This window comes from Kitasatospora sp. NPDC002227, from assembly GCF_040296285.1.
Lineage (GTDB): Bacteria > Actinomycetota > Actinomycetes > Streptomycetales > Streptomycetaceae > Kitasatospora.
Genome location: NZ_JBEOWY010000017.1, coordinates 20,030 through 37,474, shown reverse-complemented (window position 1 = coordinate 37,474; position 17,445 = coordinate 20,030). Strand labels below are relative to the sequence as shown.

The 17,445-nt window shown below is 73.2% G+C and carries 20 protein-coding genes and 1 riboswitch; of the genes, 14 read left to right on the top strand and 6 right to left on the bottom strand.

The genetic code is table 11. The annotated features are described in order from the left end of the window. Positions 1-98: 98 nt before the first annotated feature. On the top strand, positions 99-1,136 hold the full coding sequence (locus tag ABT095_RS17775; RefSeq protein ID WP_350530352.1) for a CocE/NonD family hydrolase: 1,038 nt from the start codon (positions 99-101) through the stop codon (positions 1,134-1,136). Between the two features lie 7 nt (positions 1,137-1,143). On the opposite strand, the gene ABT095_RS17770 is transcribed toward ABT095_RS17775, so the two are convergent. Further along, positions 1,144-1,818 carry an MSMEG_1061 family FMN-dependent PPOX-type flavoprotein gene (locus ABT095_RS17770; RefSeq protein WP_502884910.1) on the bottom strand — a complete coding sequence of 225 codons (675 nt, stop codon included), beginning with the start codon at positions 1,816-1,818 and terminating at the stop codon, positions 1,144-1,146. Positions 1,819-1,984: 166 nt separating this feature from the next. Then, positions 1,985-2,112: riboswitch (FMN riboswitch) on the top strand. Between the two features lie 215 nt (positions 2,113-2,327). Here ABT095_RS17770 and ABT095_RS17765 point away from each other — a divergent pair. The 7 genes from ABT095_RS17765 to ABT095_RS17735 all read left to right on the top strand — a co-directional run bounded on the left by ABT095_RS17765 (position 2,328) and on the right by ABT095_RS17735 (position 7,209). Next, positions 2,328-2,981: a riboflavin synthase gene (locus ABT095_RS17765; protein WP_350530351.1), complete on the top strand. Its 654-nt coding sequence runs from the start codon at positions 2,328-2,330 to the stop codon at positions 2,979-2,981. After that, on the top strand, positions 2,978-3,625 hold the full coding sequence (locus ABT095_RS17760; RefSeq protein ID WP_502884909.1) for a nicotinamide mononucleotide transporter family protein: 648 nt from the start codon (positions 2,978-2,980) through the stop codon (positions 3,623-3,625). Before ABT095_RS17765 ends, ABT095_RS17760 begins: the two co-directional genes overlap by 4 nt. After that, positions 3,622-4,905 carry a bifunctional 3,4-dihydroxy-2-butanone-4-phosphate synthase/GTP cyclohydrolase II gene (locus tag ABT095_RS17755; RefSeq protein ID WP_350530350.1) on the top strand — a complete coding sequence of 428 codons (1,284 nt, stop codon included), beginning with the start codon at positions 3,622-3,624 and terminating at the stop codon, positions 4,903-4,905. Before ABT095_RS17760 ends, ABT095_RS17755 begins: the two co-directional genes overlap by 4 nt. Positions 4,906-4,949: 44 nt before the next feature. Continuing rightward, on the top strand, positions 4,950-5,435 hold the full coding sequence (gene ribH / locus ABT095_RS17750) for a 6,7-dimethyl-8-ribityllumazine synthase (protein WP_350530349.1): 486 nt from the start codon (positions 4,950-4,952) through the stop codon (positions 5,433-5,435). Positions 5,436-5,521: 86 nt separating this feature from the next. Continuing rightward, positions 5,522-5,794, top strand: a complete 273-nt coding sequence (locus ABT095_RS17745) for a phosphoribosyl-ATP diphosphatase (protein WP_350530348.1) — start codon at positions 5,522-5,524, stop codon at positions 5,792-5,794. A 49-nt stretch (positions 5,795-5,843) separates the two neighbouring features. Next, positions 5,844-6,692: an ATP phosphoribosyltransferase gene (gene hisG, locus ABT095_RS17740; RefSeq protein WP_350530347.1), complete on the top strand. Its 849-nt coding sequence runs from the start codon at positions 5,844-5,846 to the stop codon at positions 6,690-6,692. 79 nt (positions 6,693-6,771) lie between these two features. Continuing rightward, positions 6,772-7,209, top strand: coding sequence for a PH domain-containing protein (locus ABT095_RS17735; RefSeq protein ID WP_350530346.1), 438 nt, complete (start codon positions 6,772-6,774; stop codon positions 7,207-7,209). On the opposite strand, the gene ABT095_RS17730 is transcribed toward ABT095_RS17735, so the two are convergent. Beyond that, positions 7,200-7,979: an NAD-dependent epimerase/dehydratase family protein gene (locus ABT095_RS17730; protein WP_350530345.1), complete on the bottom strand. Its 780-nt coding sequence runs from the start codon at positions 7,977-7,979 to the stop codon at positions 7,200-7,202. The two genes, ABT095_RS17735 and ABT095_RS17730, sit on opposite strands and share 10 nt — an antisense overlap. Before the next feature lie 209 nt (positions 7,980-8,188). Between ABT095_RS17730 and ABT095_RS17725 the strand changes: the two genes are divergently transcribed. From ABT095_RS17725 to ABT095_RS17715, 3 genes are all read left to right on the top strand, one after another. After that, the gene (locus ABT095_RS17725; protein ID WP_350530344.1) at positions 8,189-8,794 is read left to right on the top strand and encodes a DUF1326 domain-containing protein; all 606 of its coding nucleotides are present in this window, start codon (positions 8,189-8,191) and stop codon (positions 8,792-8,794) included. Beyond that, a complete protein-coding gene (locus tag ABT095_RS17720) occupies positions 8,795-9,568 on the top strand; it encodes a DUF2182 domain-containing protein (RefSeq protein WP_350530343.1) in 774 nt (257 codons plus the stop codon). A gap of 120 nt (positions 9,569-9,688) precedes the next feature. Further along, a complete protein-coding gene (locus ABT095_RS17715; RefSeq protein WP_350530342.1) occupies positions 9,689-10,684 on the top strand; it encodes a hypothetical protein in 996 nt (331 codons plus the stop codon). Here ABT095_RS17715 and ABT095_RS17710 read toward each other — a convergent pair. Together ABT095_RS17710 and ABT095_RS17705 are read right to left on the bottom strand one after the other, a co-directional pair. After that, positions 10,681-11,292, bottom strand: coding sequence for a GNAT family N-acetyltransferase (locus ABT095_RS17710; protein WP_350530341.1), 612 nt, complete (start codon positions 11,290-11,292; stop codon positions 10,681-10,683). The two genes, ABT095_RS17715 and ABT095_RS17710, sit on opposite strands and share 4 nt — an antisense overlap. Before the next feature lie 44 nt (positions 11,293-11,336). After that, entirely contained in the window at positions 11,337-11,792 is a 456-nt protein-coding gene (locus ABT095_RS17705; protein WP_350530340.1) for a hypothetical protein, read from the bottom strand. Positions 11,793-11,909: 117 nt separating this feature from the next. Between ABT095_RS17705 and ABT095_RS17700 the strand changes: the two genes are divergently transcribed. The 3 genes from ABT095_RS17700 to ABT095_RS17690 are packed head-to-tail and all read left to right on the top strand — an operon-like array spanning position 11,910 to position 16,048. Next, positions 11,910-13,301: an NAD(P)/FAD-dependent oxidoreductase gene (locus ABT095_RS17700; protein ID WP_350530339.1), complete on the top strand. Its 1,392-nt coding sequence runs from the start codon at positions 11,910-11,912 to the stop codon at positions 13,299-13,301. Positions 13,302-13,312: 11 nt separating this feature from the next. Further along, entirely contained in the window at positions 13,313-13,810 is a 498-nt protein-coding gene (locus ABT095_RS17695) for an ATP-binding protein (protein ID WP_350530338.1), read from the top strand. A gap of 33 nt (positions 13,811-13,843) precedes the next feature. After that, positions 13,844-16,048, top strand: coding sequence for an MMPL family transporter (locus ABT095_RS17690; RefSeq protein WP_350530337.1), 2,205 nt, complete (start codon positions 13,844-13,846; stop codon positions 16,046-16,048). A gap of 3 nt (positions 16,049-16,051) precedes the next feature. On the opposite strand, the gene ABT095_RS17685 is transcribed toward ABT095_RS17690, so the two are convergent. Further along, a complete protein-coding gene (locus tag ABT095_RS17685) occupies positions 16,052-16,540 on the bottom strand; it encodes a hypothetical protein (RefSeq protein WP_350530336.1) in 489 nt (162 codons plus the stop codon). A gap of 29 nt (positions 16,541-16,569) precedes the next feature. Next, a complete protein-coding gene (locus ABT095_RS17680; RefSeq protein WP_350530335.1) occupies positions 16,570-17,319 on the bottom strand; it encodes a hypothetical protein in 750 nt (249 codons plus the stop codon). Between the last annotated feature and the right edge of the window lie 126 nt (positions 17,320-17,445).

Below are 17,445 nucleotides of genomic sequence, written 5' to 3'. Positions count from 1 at the left end.
GGGCGAGGTCCAGGACGTGGGCGCCGCGCCCGCCGGTGACGTGGACGATCTCGTAGAAGGAGTGCCGGTGCGGGAAGTCGGCCCGGGAGAGCGGGCCGATGGTGTCGAAACTGCCGATGGCGAACGGGAGCAGGTGCGGCAGCGGGACCTGCAGCCGGTGCAGCGGCAGCTCCGGGGCGGGGGAGGTCCGTCGGCGATCCCACCCCGAGGCCACCGACCCGTACTGGGGCGGCGCCGACCTCGGGGCCGTCGCCGAGCGCCTCGCGGTGCCGGTCGCGCTGGTCAGCGGCTGGCACGACGTGACGCTGGACCAGACGCTGCGGCAGTACCGCAGGCTGCGGCGGGCGGGCACCGAGGCCTCACTGCTGATCGGGCCCTGGACGCACAACTCGGCCCTGCAGCAGGGCTGGCCGGAGGTGTTCGCCGAGGCACTGGCCTGGCTGCGGGCCCACCTGGGTGAGGACCGTTCCGGCCTGCGGGCCGCGCCCGTCCGGGTCCACGTCGGCGGGAGCGGCAGCGGCGAGTGGCGCGAGCTGCCCGACTGGCCGGCCGCTCCGGCCGGGCAGCGCTGGTACCCCGGCGCCGACGGCACGCTGGCCACCGGGCCCGGGGCGTCGGAGGGGGTGCTGACCGTCCGCAACGACCCGGCCGACCCCACGCCCTCGGTCGGCGGGCAGACGCTCTCGCCGAAGGGCGGCAGCCGGGACAACAGGGCGCTGGAGGCCCGCGAGGACGTGCTGGTCTTCAGCAGCGCGCCGCTGGCGGCCCCGCTGGAGCTCATCGGCGCGGTCTCGGCCGAGCTCAGGGTCAGCGCCGCCACGCCGAGTGCCGACGTCTTCGTGCGGCTGTGCGACGTGGACCCGCGCGGGCGGTCCGTGAACATCTGCGACGGCCTGTTGCGGCTCTCCCCGGAGGGTGCCGAGCCGGTCTCCCTCACCGTCCCGATGAGCGCCACGGCCCACCGCCTCGCCGCAGGCCACCGCATCCGCCTGCAGATCAGCGCCGGTGCACACCCCCGCTACGCCCGCAACACCGGCACGGCGGGCAACCAGGCGACGGCCGCCCGGGCCGTCCCGGTCGAGCTGACCGTCCACCTGCCCGCCGCCGTGGTCCTCCCGGTGGCGGCGGCGGGCTGAGCCGCCGCTACTCGTAGCGGTACAGCAGCGCGTCCCGCTCGTCCTGCTCGATCATCTCGACCGTGACGGCCGGGTCCGCCAGGTGGGCGGCGGTGACCTGGGCGGAGGAGGGGACGCCGGTGAGGTCGGGCCACTTCGCGGGCTGCCAGGCACCGGCCCGCAGGAAGGCCTTCGGGCAGTGGCCGTAGACCTCCTCGACCCGCACCACGATCGCGCTGCGCGGCGGCTTGCCCACGGCGGTGAGCCCCGCCAGCAGCTCCGGGTCGGTGGAGACCAGGGCCCGGCCGTTGACCCGCAAGGTGGTGTCACGGCCGGGGATGACGAAGAGCAGCCCGACCCGGCCGGTCTCCACGATGTTGTGCAGGGTGTCCAGCCGCTTGTTGCCGGTCGCGTCCGGGATCGCGAGCGTGTACGGGTCGAGCACGCTCACCAGCCCGGCCGGGCCGCCGCGCGGGGAGACGTCGCAGTGGCCGTCGGCCCCGGTGCTGGCGAGCATCACCAGCGGCGAGGCGGCGATCAACTGCCGCGCGGTGTCGTTGATGTGGTCGACCTGCTTGCGCACGGCCGTGGTGCTCGGCTGCTCGTAGGTGTCGCGCAACTCGGCGACGCTGCGGACGGCATGGGCGCCCAGGGCGTCGAAGAGACTGCCGGGGGCCGTGGATTGACGCGGTGCTGTGGTCACGTGTTCGCAATCTAGCGGACCGATGGCCCCGGCGACATGGGGTTTTGTCCGGACAGCCGGGGACATTCCCGGCGCCGGCCCGCACCGGAGTGAAGCAGGACACAGGATCACCCCTCCCGGGAACACCCGGGGGCGTGGCATGATGACGGCAGTAGCAGTGACGTTCAGCGCACTCCGGGGTCGGTGAAAATCCGAACCGGCGGTTACAGTCCGCGACCCGTCCGCAGCCAGCGGCCGGTTGACCAGGTGAAATTCCTGGACCGACGGTTAAAGTCCGGATGGGAGGCGTGCGCGGGCGGTTCAGCGGTGCCATGGCTCCTGGGAGCCGTGGAGCAGGTGTCACGCGGTACGGGAGAGCTCTCTCCTCCGGGCCGGGCCCGCTTCGGCGGTCCGTCGTCGGCCGAGGGGGTTCCACAGCCGTCCCGTCCGTGCTCCCCTCGTCGCTGTCCGTGTCCTCATCCCATGCCACACCCCGGAGTCCGCGCCCTAGTAGCGCGAGGAGAACCCGGGTGTTCACCGGCATCATCGAAGAGCTCGGCGAGGTCGTCTCCATCGAGGAGATCGGCGAGTCCTCCCGAATCCGCCTGCGCGGCCCCCTGGTCAGCTCCGACGCCAAGCACGGTGACTCCATCGCCGTCAACGGCGTCTGTCTGACCGTGCTCGACGACAACGAGCAACTGGCCAAGCAGGACGGCGAGTTCAGTGCCGATGTGATGGCCGAGACGCTGAGCCGCTCCAGCCTGGGCGCGCTCGCCCCCGGCTCCAGGGTCAACCTCGAGCGGGCCATGGCGCTCGGCGCCCGGCTCGGCGGCCACCTCGTGCAGGGCCACGTGGACGCCACCGGCACCCTGCTCAGCCGTGCCCCCGGCGACCTGGACGCGGCCGGCCTGCCGCGCTGGGAGGTGCTGCGCTTCTCGCTGCCGCAGAGCATCAGCCGCTACCTGGTGGAGAAGGGCTCGATCACGGTGGACGGCGTCAGCCTCACCGTGGTGGACGCCGCCGCCGACAGCTTCTCGGTCAGCCTCATCCCGGCCACCCTGGCCCTGACCACGCTCGGCGCCAAGCAGGTCGGCGACCCCGTCAACCTCGAGGTCGACGTGCTGGCCAAGTACGTCGAGCGCCTGCTGGCCGCCGGTACCGTCCCGAACGGCGGTGCGCTGTGAGCTGGCTGACCGGCATAGCCTTCACCGCCTTCGGCGAGCCGGTGAAGTGGGCCGACATGATCGGCAACCTGCTGGGCCTGACCGCCCTCGCCCTCGGCTGGCGCCGCTCGGTGATCAGCTGGCCCGTGCAGCTGCTCTCCGGCGCGGTGCTGATCACCGCGTACCTGAACGGGCACGTGCCCGGCCTGATCGGCAAGCAGCTGATCGTGATCGCCACCGCCCTGTGGGGCTGGAGCCGCTGGCGGCAGAGCCGGAAGGCGACCGGCGAGATCGCGGTCCGCTTCGCGAGCTGGAAGGAGCGCGCCCTGCTGGCCGGCGCCACGGCCGCCGGCACCGTCGCGCTGGCCGAGCTCTTCCAGGCCTTCCCCAAGCTCTCCTGGAACCCCTGGGCCGATGCGTACATCTTCGTCGGCACCCTGGCCGCGATGTTCGCCCAGGGCCGGGGCTGGGTCGAGTTCTGGTTCGCCTGGATCGCCGTCGACGTGGTGGGCGTGCCGCTCGCCTTCGACAGCGGCTACACCTTCTCGGGCCTCACCTACGCCGTCTACTTCGTCCTCGTGCTGTTCGGGATGCGCGCCTGGTACCTGCGCACCCGCAGCCCCCGTCCCGCGTCCGACACCGTCTTGCAGGGAGCCTCGGCATGACCATCCAGCCTGTTCACGAGATCCACGAGGGCTTCCCCGGCGACGCGCTGGCCCTCGACCCGGTCGAGCACGCCATCACCGACATCGCGCTCGGCCGCCCGGTGATCGTCGTCGACGACGAGGACCGCGAGAACGAGGGCGACATCGTCTTCGCCGCCTCCGCCGCGACCCCCGAGCTGATGGCCTTCACCATCCGCTACTCCTCCGGCGTGATCTGCGTGCCGATGACCGGCGAGGAGCTGGACCGCCTCAAGCTGCCCCCGATGACCCAGGTCAACGAGGACCGCAAGGGCACCGCCTACGCCGTCTCGGTGGACGCCCGCGACGGGGTGGACACCGGCATCTCGGCCGCCGACCGCGCCCGCACCGTCCGCCTGCTGGCCGCCCAGGCCACCGAGCCGACCGACCTCACCCGGCCCGGCCACGTCTTCCCGCTGCGCGCCGTCGAGGGCGGCGTGCTGGTGCGCCCCGGCCACACCGAGGCGGCCGTCGACCTGGCCCGCCTCGCCGGGCTGCCGCCGGCCGGTGCGATCGCCGAGGTGGTCAACGACGACGGCACCATGGCCCGGCTGCCCGAGCTGGTCGCCTTCGCCCGCGAGCACGGCCTGGCGATCATCTCGATCGAGGACCTGATCGCCTACCGCCGCCGTACCGAGCTGCACGTCAACCGTGCCGCCGTCACCGCCCTGCCCACCGCCCACGGCGAGTTCACCGCCGTCGGCTACAAGGGCACCATCGACGGCGTCGAGCACCTCGCGCTGGTGGCCGGCGGCCTCGGCGCCGACGGCAAGCTGCCGGTGGGCGAGGACGTGCTGGTGCGGGTGCACTCCGAGTGCCTCACCGGCGACGTGTTCGGCTCGCTGCGCTGCGACTGCGGCCCGCAGCTGCAGGCCTCGCTCGCCGAGGTCTCCGCCGCCGGGCGCGGCGTGGTGCTCTACCTGCGCGGCCACGAGGGGCGCGGCATCGGCCTGAGCCACAAGCTGCGCGCCTACGAGCTGCAGGAGCAGGGACGTGACACTGTCGACGCGAATCTCGAGCTCGGTCTGCCGGCCGACGCCCGGGACTACAGCATCGGCGCACAGATGCTCACCGACCTCGGCGTGCGCTCGCTGACCCTGCTGACCAACAACCCGGACAAGCTGGCCGCGCTCACCGAGCACGGCCTGGTCGTCCACGGCCGCCGCCCGGTGGCCGTCGAGCCCGGCGAGCACAACGCCGCGTACCTGCGCACCAAGCGCGACCGGATGGGCCACGAGCTGCCCTGGCTCGACAACTCCTGATCACCCCTGCTGAAAGCCCCCCTCTACCGAAAGGCAGTACCCAAGTGAGCGGCCACGGAGCCCCCGAGCTGACCGTCAAGAACTGCGCCGACCTGCGGGTGGCGATCGTCGCCGCGCAGTGGCACACCCAGGTGATGGACGGCCTGCTCGACGGCGCGCACCGCGCCTGCAAGGAGCTCGGCATCGACGAGCCGACCGTCGTGCGGGTGCCCGGCACCTTCGAGCTGCCGGTCGCCGCCAAGGTGCTCGCCTCGCGCGGCTACGACGCCGTGGTCGCGCTGGGCGTGGTCATCCGCGGCGGCACCCCGCACTTCGACTACGTCTGCCAGGGCGCCACCCTGGGCCTGACCGAGGTCAGCGTCGCCACCGGCGTGCCGGTCGGCTTCGGCGTGCTGACCTGCGACAACGACGAGCAGGCGCTGGACCGCGCCGGTCTGCCCGGCTCGGCCGAGGACAAGGGGCACGAGGCCACCACGGCCGCCGTGGCCACCGCCGTCACGCTGCGCGACCTGTTCCACCCGGGGCGCTGACCCACCCGACCGGTTGTCCACCGGACCGTCCAAGGCCTGGAATCGTTTACCGCGCGTCCGCCGGTAGCCCGTAAGGTGAGCACATCATGGCTTCGAAGACATTCGAGGAGCTGTTCACCGAGCTCCAGCAGAAGGCCGCCACCGGCGACCCCTCGACCTCCCGCACCGCGCAGCTCGTCCAGCAGGGCGTCCATGCGATCGGCAAGAAGGTCGTCGAGGAGGCCGCCGAGGTCTGGATGGCCGCCGAGTACCAGTCCGACGCGGAGACGGCGGAGGAGATCTCGCAACTCCTCTACCACCTCCAGGTGATGATGATCGCCCGCGGGCTGACGCTGGACGACGTCTACTCCCACCTCTGAGCACTCACCCAGTTCCGTGACTCCAACAACCGTGAAGGGTTCCACACGCATGCTGCGCATCGCCGTCCCCAACAAGGGTTCGCTCTCGGGTCCCGCGGCGGAGATGCTCCATGAGGCCGGTTACCGCCAGCGCAAGGACCCCAAGGAACTGGTGCTGGTCGACCCGGAGAACCAGGTCGAGTTCTTCTTCCTGCGCCCGCGCGACATCGCCGTCTACGTCGGCTCCGGCCGGCTGGACATCGGCATCACCGGGCGTGACCTGCTGCTCGACTCCGCCTCGGACGCCGAGGAGGTGCTCGCGCTCGGCTTCGGCGGCTCGACCTTCCGCTTCGCCCGCCCGGTCGGCATGCCGTTCGAGGACGTGCAGGGCCTGGAGGGGCAGCGGATCGCGACCTCGTACACCGGTCTGGTCGAGCAGCACCTGGCCGAGCACGGCGTCAAGGCCACGGTGACCAAGCTGGACGGGGCGGTCGAGACGGCCGTCCAGCTCGGCGTGGCCGACGTGATCGCCGACGTGGTGGAGACCGGCACCAGCCTGCGCAACGCGGGCCTGGAGATCTTCGGCGAGCCCATCCTGGTGTCGGACGCCGTGGTGATCCGGCCCAAGGGCGCGGGCGAGGACGCGGCGGTGGACGGCTTCCTGCGCCGTCTGCAGGGCGTGCTGGTGGCCCGCCGCTACGTGCTGATGGACTACGACATCCGGGCCGAGAACGTGAGCGCCGCCGTGGCGCTGACCCCGGGTCTGGAGTCGCCGACCGTCTCGCCGCTGCACACCGAGGGCTGGGTCGCCGTCCGGTCGATGGTCCTGCGCAAGGAGGCCCAGCGGATCATGGACGACCTGTGGGGCATCGGTGCCCGGGCCATCCTGGTCACCAACATCCACGCCTGCCGCCTCTGACCCTCCGCCCGCTGTCGAACCACCCCGCCCGGACCGGCTCCGCCCGGTCCGGGCTCCCGCACGTCTGGAGTCACCCGCTGTGTCCGTAGCCCACCAGCTCCCCGTCACCTGGGCGCCGCGCCGCAACCGGGTGGTGCTCTACACCCTGTGCGGCCTGCTCGTCACCGTGCTCTCGGTGGTGGCCTTCGCGCTGCCGGGCAACTGGCAGCTGAACGACCGGCTGGCGATGGTGACCAGCGGGCTGATGTTCGCGGCGGTCGGGCACATGCTGGCCCGGCCGAAGGTGAGCGCCGACGCCGAGGGCGTCACAGTGGTCAACTTCGTCCGCAGCCGCCGGCTGGCCTGGGCCGAGATCGTGCACGTCAACTTCCGCCAGGGCGACCCGTGGGTGATGCTGGACCTGGCCGACGGCACCGCGCTGGCGGCCGTCGGGATCCAGACGGCGGGCGGCCGTGACCAGGCGATCGCCGCCGCCCGTACCCTCAAGTCCCTCGTGGACGCGGTCGGTCAGAGGTAGGGCAGGGTGAACTCCGGTTCGGCGAAGGCACCGCCCTGCAGGCCGTTGGGGTGGAGCTGGGCGGGGATGCCGGCGGCGAAGGCCTCGGCGTCGTCCAGCGGGAGGTAGCCGAGCTCGGGCGAAAGCTCCCAGTAGCGGCGGGTGTTGGCCGAGACGGCGTAGGCCGCCGTGAAGCCGAGCCCGGGCGTGGTGAGGGCGGCGCGGACGAAGCCCAGGCAGTCCCGGGGGCTCAGCCAGGTGGCGAGGTGGCGGGCGTCGGCGGGCGCCTCCTCGTAGCTGCCGATCCGCAGGCAGACCACGGAGAGGCCGAACTTGTCCGCGTAGAGGCGCCCCAGCGCCTCCAGGGCCACCTTGCTCACCCCGTACAACCCGTCGGGCCGGGGCGGCAGTTCGGGGCCGACCAGCTGGGCGGCCGGATAGCTGCCGGTGAGCCGGTTGCTGCTGGCCAGCACCACCCGGCGCAGGCCGTGCCTGCGTGCTCCCTCCAGGACGTGGTGGGTGCCGAGCACGTTGCCGCTCATGAGCTCGGGCAGCGGCGCTTCGTCCGGCACCCCGCCCAGGTGCACCACGGCATCCGCCCCGGCGAGCGCCCCGGCCATCGCCGGGGCGTCCGCCAGGTCCACCTGCCGCACCTCCTCGGCGGGGTGCTCGGGGGTGAGTGCCACCCGGTCGAGCAGCACCAGCCGCTCCGCCTCCCCGCGCAGCCCGCGCCGCACGGCCGACCCGATCCGGCCGGCCGCGCCGGTGATCACCACGGTGCCAAGACTCATGACGATCACTCTGCCGTACCGGCGGGTCCAGGCGGAACCCTCCTGCGCTGCAGGGCGGCGAGGCCGCTGGGCCGGGTGGGGCTGAGTGGACCGGAACCGCCTGTCACCACGACGTCACCCTGACCGGCCGTGCGTTGCCTGGGGATCGTGGAGGGCGGAAAATACGGAGTATCCAGACGTGTGCCTCAGCCTCAGGAAGGGAGCTTCCGATGGCATGGCGTATCGAGGGAACGTATTTCGAGAACTGCAACTGCGACATGGTGTGCCCCTGCGCCACCTCCGGCCTCTCGGCTCCGGCGGACTACGACCGCTGCCGGGTGGTGCTGGCCTTCCACGTCGACTCCGGCCGGGTGGACGACGTCGACGTGAGCGGCCTTACCGTCGCCGTGGTGGCCGACACCCCGCCGCTCATGAGCGAGGGCAACTGGCGGCTGGGCGTGATCATGGACCAGGCCGCCTCGCCGCAGCAGGCCGACGCGCTCGGGGCGGTCTTCTCCGGTCAGCTCGGCGGCCCGATGGAGGCCCTCGGACCGCTGGTCGGGGAGATGCTCGGGCTGGAGGTCGCCCGGATCGACTACACCGACGACGGCCGGACCCACCGCGTGACGATCGGCGACGCGATCGACCTCGAGGTCGAGGACTTCGTCTCCCCGCTCGACGCGACCGGAAAGGGCGTGCGGGTCAGCGGGGTCGGATTCCCCGCGGACACCCTGGCGGCCGGAGTCGCGACGAGGTCGCGGGTGAACGCCTTCGGCCTCGACTTCGGAGCCGAAGGGAAGAACGCCTTCTCCGCGCCGTTCGCCTGGGCGGCCTGAATGTCGTCACCACTCGCTCGACGGGCCGTCGTCCCGGCGAGCTGGGCCGCACTGCTGGCTGCGGCCGGGCTGGCCTGGGTCCTGACGGTCCGCAGCTCGGCCGACATGGAGCCAGGGCCGGGCACGATGGGGCTCGGCCTGTGGGGGTTCCTGCTCCTGTGGGGGCTGATGATGGCCGCGATGATGCTCCCCGCCGTCGCGCCCGTCGTCCTGTTGTACCTGCGGACGCTGCGTGCCCAGGCGACGGGTTGGACGCGCGCCGGCCGCAGCACCGGCCTGGTCGTCGGCTACCTGGGCGCGTGGGAGGCCTTCGGACTGGCCGCGTACGGTGCGGCCTGGGCGGGCGGCGAGTTCGCCGCCAGGGCGCCCGGCGCCGCACCCTGGGTCGGCGCCCTCCTGCTGGCGGGGGCCGGCCTGTACCAGGTGACCCCTTTCAAGGACCGCTGCCTGAGCCACTGCCGCTCCCCGGTCGGTTTCCTGATGCACTTCGGCGGCTACTCCGGGCGGCTGCGCGACCTGCGGGCCGGCCTCTACCACGGCGGCTACTGCGTGGGCTGCTGCTGGGGCCTGATGGTCGTCCTGATCGTGGTCGGCGTGATGAACCTCGCCTGGATGGCCGGTCTGGCCGTGGCCGTGTTCCTGGAGAAGACCTGGCGCCACGGCAAGGCGTTCAGCCTCGTGCTGGGCGTCGCCCTGGTCGCCTACGCCTGCTTCGTGCCCTGGAACCCCGGCCTGGTCCCGGGACTGCACATGCCGGCGACCATGCCCATGTGACTCTTCGCCGCTCCGCGGCTGAGGGCTGTCCCGTCGGCTCACGACCGCGGCTGTCGGGGGCGGTGGATACGGTGTCGGCACGCGAACACCTCGCGACGTCACGCTGCCAGGAAGGTTCCCGTGAACCCCACCACTCCGCCGCGGCCGGTGGACATCGCCGCCGTCTTCCCCGAGCTGGTACCCCTCGCGCGCCCGGCGGTGCGGCTGCACCCGCGGGTGGGGAAGCCGACCGTCCACGACAGTTCGGTCGGCGGCCCGCTGCTCTGGCCGGCCGGTGAGCCGTGGCCGGTGTGCGCCGGGCCGCACCCGGAGGACGAACTGCCGGTGTCGGCGGCCGACATCCGGCGGCGGCGTGAGATCCACGCGACCAGGCCGATCGACTGGAGCTACCTGCCGGAGTGGACGGAGGCGCTCGACGCCACCTACACGGGCCACGAGTGGAGCACAGCGCCGAACGCGCTGCAGCCGGTGGTCCAGCTCTACCGCCGGGACGTACCCGCGCTGCCCTGCCCCGAGGGGGCGGATCTGCTGCAGGTGCTGTGGTGCCCGCTGGACCACGAGCCGGAGTGGATACCGGCGGTCCGGCTGTTCTGGCGTGCCGCCGCCGGGGTGCGTGAGGTGGTGGCGGCCCCGCCGGAGCCGGCCGGCTTCTCGCAGCACGGCGGGTACCTGCCTGAGCCGTGCGTCCTCCACCCCGAGACGGTGACGGACTATCCGGACCCGCTGGAACTGGACCGGCTGGCCCCTGGTCTGACGGAGCGGATCGAGGACTGGTGCGAGGCCGAGTACGCCAAGGGCAGCCCGGCCCTCCAGAAGTACCACGATGAGGAGGAGGCCCGGGCCTTCTACCAGTACGAGCTCTCCTCCGCCCCCGGCTGGAAGCTCGGCGGCTGGGCGCCAGGCGGTGACCGGGACCCGATGGAGGCCTACTGCGAGACCTGCGGCGCCCTGATGACCCCGTTCCTGTCCCTGGACAGCACCGAGGAGTTCGGCAACAGCTGGGACGTGCCGGGCGGCATGGCGGACATCGGCGTCGACATCTCGGGCGGCCAGGCCGTGCAGCTCCACCTCTGCCCGGTGTCGTTCGACCACCCGTTCCAGGAGTTCATGCGCTAGCGGTTGGGGCCGTCGGTGAGCCGGTCGCCCCGGACGAAGGCGTGCAGGTGCTGGTCGTGCCAGCCGTCGGCGTGGATCAGGGCGCTGCGCATCGTGCCCTCGAAGGTGTAGCCGGCCTTCTCGGCGACCCGGCAGGAGGCAGGGTTGCCGACGGCGTGGCAGAGCCGGAGGCGGTGCAGGCCGAGGTCGTCGAGGGCCCAGCGGGTCAGGCGGGTCAGCGCCGCGAGGACCACTCCGCGGCCGCGGGCCGGCGGGAGCACCCAGTAGACGATCTCGGCGGTGCCCTCCTCCAGGTCGAGGTCGCCCCAGCCGATCAGGCCGATGGCCGGCCCGCCGTCTGCCGGGGCGATCGCCCAGATCGCGGCCGTCTCGGCCTGCCAGCGCTCCCGCATCCGGCCGATCCGCAGCCGCGCGGCCTCCTCGGAGGCGACGTCCAGCCGGTTCCACAGCCGGATCCCCGGATCGGCCGCCGCCGCGACCAGCGCCCCGGCGTCCTTGGCCCGCCAGGGCCGCAGCTCCAGCCCGCCGGTCAGGCCGAGCACCGGCTGCGGCAGGGCGGCCAGGCGGCCGGCGGGGACGACGACGGGGGCGGGGTCGTTGGTGATCATGGCCGCGATCGTGCCACAGCACCGGGCCGACCGGCACCCGGATATCAGCCGGTGCCGTCGGCGCGAGCGCGCCGGCGCTGGACGTGGAAGTACAGGCAGATCACCAGGGCGGCGGTGGCGCCGACGGCGGTGAGGGCCTCGGTGGTGGGCATGTCCGGCTCCGGGTACCGGTCGCCCAGCAGACGGGCGGTGCCCGGGGCCGAGGCGGCGACCTCCAGCCGGATGTGGTCACCGACCGCCGGGAGGCCGAGACGCTGGAGTTCCAGGGACTCGGTGGAGTACGTCCGGCCGTCCACCTGGTACTGCACCGTGTACTCCGGGCCGCCCCTCAGGTTCTGCACGTCGGTGACCACGGCGTCCACCCGCACGGGCGCCGCGTCGATCAGGTGCCCGGCCCGGTACTGCCCGACGGCCGTCCACAGGCTGGAGCAGAGGACGGCCAGGGCGATCACGGCGCCCAGCAGGGGTTCGCGGAATACCCGGGGAAGTGCATCGTTCACGGCCGAGCACGCTACTCCTGGGCCGGAGCGGGCTGCACCGGGGGGTCGGGAGATCGACGCATGCCGTGGTCGCTCTGCGGTAGCGTGCGCGGACAGCCGGAGACAAGGGGGTGGCTCATGGCGCGCGTCGTCGTGGTCGGTGGCGGGATCGGGGGCCTGGCGGCGGGCCTGGTGCTGGCGCGGCGCGGGCACCGGGTGGCGGTGCTGGAGCGCGAGGCGCGGTGCGCCGGGAGCGAGTTGGACGCCGACTTCGCCGACTGGCACCGCCCCGGCGTGCCGCAGGCCGTCCAGCCGCACGTCCTGCTCGGCCCCGTCCGGGAGGTGCTGCGCGGCGCCGCTCCCGACGTGCTCGCTGCCATGCTCCGCCTGGGCGCACAGGAGCGCAACGAACTCGCCGACTTCGCACCGGACGAGCAACTGCCGGATGACGAGGGCCTGGTGACGATCCGGGCCCGCCGGATCGTGCTCGAGTCGGCCCTGGTGGCAGCCGTCCGCGCCGAGCCCGGGGTGGACTTCCGGCCGGGCACCGAGGTGACCGGGCTGCTCACCCGGCCCGGGCCCGTCCCCGTGGTGACCGGGGTCGCCACGGCGGCCGGGGCGCTCGACGCCGACCTGGTGGTCGATGCCGGGGGCCGCCGATCGCCCGTACCGGGGTGGCTGGCCGCCGCCGGGGCCCGGCCCGTCCTGGTGGAGACCCAGCGCACCGGCATCGCGTACTTCTGCCGCTGGTACCGGCGGCGGCCGGGGAACACGGCACCCGAACCGACCGGGCTCGGCAGCGCCGCACCGTTCGCCAACTGCCGGGTCTTCCCGGCCGACAACGGCCACTTCGCGGTGGCCCTGACGGTCTCCGTACAGGACCCGCTGCGGGCCAGGCTGCGCGAGCCGGCCGTGTTCGACCGGGTGGCCGCCGCGTTCCCCGGCGTCACGCCGTGGCTGGCGCTCGACCACGAGGCGGTCACCCCCGTGCACGTCATGGCCGGGATCGAGAACCGGTGGACCTCGCTGGTGGACGAGCACGGCCCGCAGGCCGCCGGCCTGCTCGCCCTCGGCGACTCGGCCGTGCACACCAACCCCACGCTCGGCCAGGGCATCCCGCTCGCCTTCCTGGCGGTCGAGTGGCTGGCCGGGCAGGACCTGGCCGACCAGGAACTGCCCGCCGCCTACCACCGCTGGCGGCTCGCCCGGCTGCGCCCCTGGTTCGACGCCCAGGTCGCGATGGACCAGGCCGGCCAGGAGGCCCTGCGCAGCGGCGTCGCGGGCGTGCCGAAGCCCCGCCCGAGCGGCGAGGCCCTGCTGCGGGCCGCCACCCTCCCGTGCGGCCGGGAGGAGTCGGCGGTGGCCCGCGTCCGGGCCCAGATCCGGCACTTCCGCCGCCCCGCCGCCGAACTGCTGGCCGACCCGGAGGTCCGCGACCGCGTCACCGCCTGGCTCCGCGCCAACCCCGCCTTCCAGGGCGGCCCAGCCGGACCGGACCGCGACCGCTTCGAAGCCCTGATCGACTCGTAGGATCCGGCGGTATGAAGCGAGTGCTGGTGACCGGCATGTCCGGGGTCGGGAAGTCCACGCTGCTGGCGGAGCTGGCCGCGCGCGGCTACGCCGCGGTGGAGACCGAGGACGGCGACTACCACGAGGTGGTCGACGGCGAGCGGCTCTGGCGCCGTGACCGGATCGAGGAGCTGCTGCGCAGCGCCCCCGAGCACGGAGTCCTCTTCGTGCAGGGCACCGTCCGCAACCAGGGGCTGTTCCGGCCGTGGTTCGACCATGTGGTGCTGCTCAGCGCTCCGGTGGAGGTCCTGGTCGATCGCCTGACCCGCCGGACCACCAACCCCTACGGCAAGGACCCGGCCGAACTCGCCGAGACGCTGGAGTACGTCGAGACGGTGGAGCCCCTGCTGCGCGCCTCGGCCACCCTGGAGGTGGTCACCACGGTGCCGGTGGCCCGGGTCGCCGACCTGGTACTGGCCCACATCGGGGTGCGCTCACTCGATCGGGTGAGCGGTGTTCGCGCCTGCTGACGATTTCCGGGCCTGCCGCCGAGGCTGGTCGGCATGGGAGATGCACGGGGCGGTAGGCCGGGGCGGACGCGGGTGCGGGGCCTGCGCGGGCTGGGGGAGTGGTGCGCGCGGCACTTCGCGGTGGTGGTGATCGCGTGGCTGGCCGGGCTCGGCGTGCTGCACGGGCTGCAGAACGCGGTGGGCGGCACGTACGTGGACGACTTCGAGCTGCCGGGTACGCAGTCGAGGACGGGGCAGGACCTGCTGGCCGCCGACGCACCGGCGGTGAGCGGGTTCGCCGCCCAGGTGGTGCTCAAGGACCAGGCCGGGCCGCTCACCGCCGTGCAGGCCCAGATCGACCAGGCGGTCGCCTCGCTCGGCAAGCTGGCCCACGTGACCTCGGCGAAGAGCCCGCTGCCCACCGCCCCCGGCCAGCCCTCGAGCTCCCTCTCGGCGGACGGCCGGACCGGCTACATCACCGTCCGCTTCGACGAGAACCCGACCTCCTTCGAGGACTCGTACGTCGGCCAGGTGGACGAGGCCGTCGCACCCGTACGGGAGGCGGGTGTGCAGGTCGAGTACGGCGGCTCGCTGGGTGAGCTGGCCCGGCCCGCGGCCACCGATCTCAAGAGCGAGGCGGTCGGCTTCGCGGTCGCCGTGGTGGTGCTGCTGATCGGCTTCGGCAGCCTGCTCGCCGCCGGGCTGCCGCTGGTGACGGCGCTGATCAGCGTGGTCGTCGGCCTGAGCTGCCTGTCCCTGCTGGCCAGTGCCTTCACCTTCGGGACGGTCGCGCCCACCCTGGCCACCATGATCGGGCTCGGCGTCGGCATCGACTACGCGCTCTTCCTGACGACCCGGCACCGCCAGCACCTGATGGACGGCCTGAGCCCGGTCCGCAGCGCCGGCCGGGCCACCACGACCAGCGGCCGTGCGGTCCTGGTCTCCGGCTGCACGGTCGTGGTCGCCCTCGCCGGGCTGTACGTCTCGCGGGTGCAGTTCATCGGCCGGCTCGGCGCCGCCGCGGCCGTGACCGTCGCGACCGCCGTGCTCGGCGCGCTCACCCTGGTGCCCGCGCTGCTCGGGGTGATCGGGCGCGGGATCGACCGGTTCCACCTCCGGCAGCCGATCGCGGAGGAGACCTCTGGCGAGGCGGGCCTGCTCGACCGCTACGCCCGGACGGTCGCCCGCCGCCCGTGGTGGTTCCTGCTGGCCGGGCTGGTGGTCATCGGGGTGCTCGCCGTCCCGCTGTTCTCCATCCGCCTCGGCCACATCGACGACGGCGCCGACCCCACCACCTTCACCGACCGCCGCGCCTACGACCTGATCGCCACCGGCTTCGGCCCCGGCGCCAACGGCCCGCTGACCGTCGTGGTGGACCAGTCCGCCGTCCCTCAGAACGAGCGGGCCGCCCTCGCGGCCAACCTCCAGCAGGCCCTGGCGAGTGTCCCGGGCGCGGCGAGCATCAGCGCGCCGCAGGCCACCGAGAACGGCGCGCTGCTCACCGCCACCGCCGTCTCCGCCGCCCGGCCGCAGGCCGAGCAGACCCAGCAGCTCTTCGACCACCTGAGCAAGGACGTGCTGCCCAAGGCCGTCGCGGGCACCGGTGCGAAGAGCTACCTCACCGGAAACACGGCCGCCCAGCTGGACTTCGTGGAGCTGATGGCCCGCCGGCTCCCGGTGATCATCGCGGTGGTGGTGGGGCTGGCGTTCCTGATCATCCTGGCGGTGTTCCGGGGTGTGCTGGTGGCCGTGAAGGCGGCCGTGCTCAACCTGCTCTCCATCTCGGCCTCCTACGGCGTCCTGGTCGCCGTCTTCCAGTGGGGCTGGGGCGGGCCGGAGTTGGGAGTGTCCGGCACGGTGCCGATCGAGAGCTACGCGCCGATGATCATGTTCGCGATCGTCTTCGGCCTGAGCATGGACTACGAAGTCTTCCTGCTCTCCCGGGTCCACGAATTCTGGCTGGCCAGCCGTCAGGGCCAGGAGAGCGTCGCCCACGGCCTGCGGATCACCGCCCGGGTCATCACCTGCGCGGCCCTCATCATGGTGAGCGTCTTCGCCGCGTTCATCCTCAGCCACGACATCGTGGTCAAGATGCTCGGCCTCGGCCTCGCCGCCAGCGTCCTGATCGACGCCACCGTGGTCCGGCTGCTCCTGGTGCCCGCCGTCATGGTCCTGCTCGGCCACCGCGCCTGGTGGACCCCGCGCTGGCTCGACCGCCTGCTGCCCCGGATCGACGCGGAGGGCGCGGGGGCGGCATAGCGGCTACGCCCCGGCGGCGCGGGACTCCCAGAGCACCTCCCAGACAAGTCCGCGTCGGCGCCGACGGGGGCGCAGCACCACGAGCCAGAGCCAGAGCAGCAGTGCGGGCAGGGCGAGGAGGAGCGCCACCATGTCCCCGAACCAGGCTCCGCCGCCGTCCAGCGGGTACACCCGGCCGTCCACCATGACCGCCTCGACCTCCTCTCCGACCTCGAACGCGTCGTCCGAGCGCAGCGCGACGCCGACCGCTCCCGGGTCGGTCCGGCCCCGCGCGGTGAAGGTGCCGCTGACCGAGCAGCCCAGGCCGCAGTGGTGGCCCGTGACACGGTAAGTCCCGGGCGTCCCACGGCCGCTGCCCACCTCGCTCGCCGGCCCGAGGTCCAGCGCGGCGCGGCCCGCCACGGCGGCCAGGAGCAGCAGGACGGCCGTGCAGAGCACCCGTCCGACGGCCCGGCGGGCGCGCCGGGAGCGGGTGGTACCGGGGGATGCCATGGATCTTCCTTGCTTTCGGGGGAGCCGGCTCAGGTCGCGGTCGGGAGGTGACGGGCCGCCGCGAGGCAGGCCAGGCGGCGCAGGCGGGCGTAGTAGCCGGCGCAGTACTGCTCGTTGATCAGGGGGAGGACTCGGTCGAGGTCGGCGATGCAGTCCCAGAGGGAGGAGAGGCCGGCCGCGTCGAGGCCGCCGTCCACTTCGCGCTGGACGAGGCCTGCGACGCCGGCGTCCAGGAGGATCAGTTCGACGCCGTCGAGGTCCACCCCGCGAAAGCTCTCGGGGAAGGGCGCGGCGCGGACCTGCTTCCACAGCAGGTCGAGACGGTCCGTCGGCCGGACGGCGGGGGTGAGCAGCGTGACGGCGTCGAAAACGGCCCGCACCAGCCGCAGACAGCCCATCGGAGGCAGTGCGCCGCTCGTCGCCCGGCCCGTTGCGATGCGCTCCCGTTGCGCCGCGGCGCGGTCGAGTTCGGCGGCGAGGTCGCCCGGGACGAGGCCGGACGTGACCGCGCGGCGGATCAGGTCGGGGAGCGTGCCGTCGGCGGACAGCCGTGCGGCCAGGGCGAGTTCGAGGGCGACCAGTGAGTGGGTGACGGCGACACCGGCGAACTCGTAGCGGAGCCAGGAGTGCCGGACGAGCTCGCGGGAGGTCTCCAGCGAGCTCATCACGGGCATCGACGCCTCGGCCGGGACCACCAGACCGGCCACCAGCTCGTCCATGTCGGCGAAGTCGAGGGCGAGGCCCCATGAGCGCGGGTCGTGCGATGGCAGTGTGGTCACGGGAGTCAGCGTACGGCGCTGCTTCGTGGCGGTGCGCCGCAGGACAACTGTGCGGTGGTGTTGACTTCTGGTGAACCCGGACCGGCGGGATTCGGACAGAGCTGGGAGCTCCGGGAGTGGCCCGGG

What these genes read in the sequence shown, in the direction of transcription:
- ABT095_RS17775 (WP_350530352.1), top strand. Translation starts at nt 99, where the DNA reads ATGGTGTCGAAACTGCCGATGGCGAACGGGAGCAGGTGCGGCAGCGGG.
- ABT095_RS17755 (WP_350530350.1), top strand. Translation starts at nt 3,622, where the DNA reads ATGACCATCCAGCCTGTTCACGAGATCCACGAGGGCTTCCCCGGCGAC.
- ABT095_RS17745 (WP_350530348.1), top strand. Translation starts at nt 5,522, where the DNA reads ATGGCTTCGAAGACATTCGAGGAGCTGTTCACCGAGCTCCAGCAGAAG.
- hisG (WP_350530347.1), top strand. Translation starts at nt 5,844, where the DNA reads ATGCTGCGCATCGCCGTCCCCAACAAGGGTTCGCTCTCGGGTCCCGCG.
- ABT095_RS17730 (WP_350530345.1), bottom strand. Translation starts at nt 7,979, where the DNA reads ATGAGTCTTGGCACCGTGGTGATCACCGGCGCGGCCGGCCGGATCGGG.
- ABT095_RS17725 (WP_350530344.1), top strand. Translation starts at nt 8,189, where the DNA reads ATGGCATGGCGTATCGAGGGAACGTATTTCGAGAACTGCAACTGCGAC.
- ABT095_RS17720 (WP_350530343.1), top strand. Translation starts at nt 8,795, where the DNA reads ATGTCGTCACCACTCGCTCGACGGGCCGTCGTCCCGGCGAGCTGGGCC.
- ABT095_RS17710 (WP_350530341.1), bottom strand. Translation starts at nt 11,292, where the DNA reads ATGATCACCAACGACCCCGCCCCCGTCGTCGTCCCCGCCGGCCGCCTG.
- ABT095_RS17700 (WP_350530339.1), top strand. Translation starts at nt 11,910, where the DNA reads ATGGCGCGCGTCGTCGTGGTCGGTGGCGGGATCGGGGGCCTGGCGGCG.
- ABT095_RS17695 (WP_350530338.1), top strand. Translation starts at nt 13,313, where the DNA reads ATGAAGCGAGTGCTGGTGACCGGCATGTCCGGGGTCGGGAAGTCCACG.
- ABT095_RS17690 (WP_350530337.1), top strand. Translation starts at nt 13,844, where the DNA reads ATGGGAGATGCACGGGGCGGTAGGCCGGGGCGGACGCGGGTGCGGGGC.
- ABT095_RS17685 (WP_350530336.1), bottom strand. Translation starts at nt 16,540, where the DNA reads ATGGCATCCCCCGGTACCACCCGCTCCCGGCGCGCCCGCCGGGCCGTC.